Consider the following 517-nt stretch of genomic DNA (forward strand, 5'->3'; position numbering starts at 1 on the left):
GAGATACAGTAACCAGGATATTGAGTCAGATGAAATCAATGCTAATTTACTAGCGCAAAAGCGCCCACTTCAACTATCTTGCGAATGGAACGCCACTTTAGGGTTTACTGTTAATAACGAATTAAAGTTTTCTAAGATCAAGCAACTAGGGCTGTTAAAAGAGAAAATAAAAACGGCCAATAAGGAAATGGAGATCAATAATCCCGCCCAGGAGATGGAAGCAAAAAGAGTTAAAGATATGACCTCCTACACTTTAACTCGACTGTCAATATTGAACCTTATAAAAGAAATCTTACCTTCATTAAATAGCTCAACTGGATTCGCTGGTGGTGCACAATCGAATACATCTGAGCTAATAGAGGGATTTGTTGAAAGCATTGATTGATGTATAAGGGCCATGATCTCGTGTTTATCGTGAAGAACGCCACGTAGATGAGCTGAAAACAAGAAACGTAATTTAAGGGGAAATGATGAAATTGAAAAGCATATTAACATTAGCTATCGCACTGCCTCTTTT

1 protein-coding gene is annotated in these 517 nt (G+C 37.5%); it reads left to right on the forward strand.

Annotated elements, in window-relative coordinates:
• On the forward strand, window positions 1-385 hold a 385-nt coding region (gene rdgC / locus R8O10_RS27510), incomplete at its 5' end, for a recombination-associated protein RdgC (protein WP_318192272.1).
• Between the last annotated feature and the right edge of the window lie 132 nt (window positions 386-517).

Origin of the sequence: Vibrio sp. 1727, from assembly GCF_033344415.1 — a bacterium.
In the GTDB taxonomy this organism is placed as follows: domain Bacteria; phylum Pseudomonadota; class Gammaproteobacteria; order Enterobacterales; family Vibrionaceae; genus Vibrio; species Vibrio alginolyticus.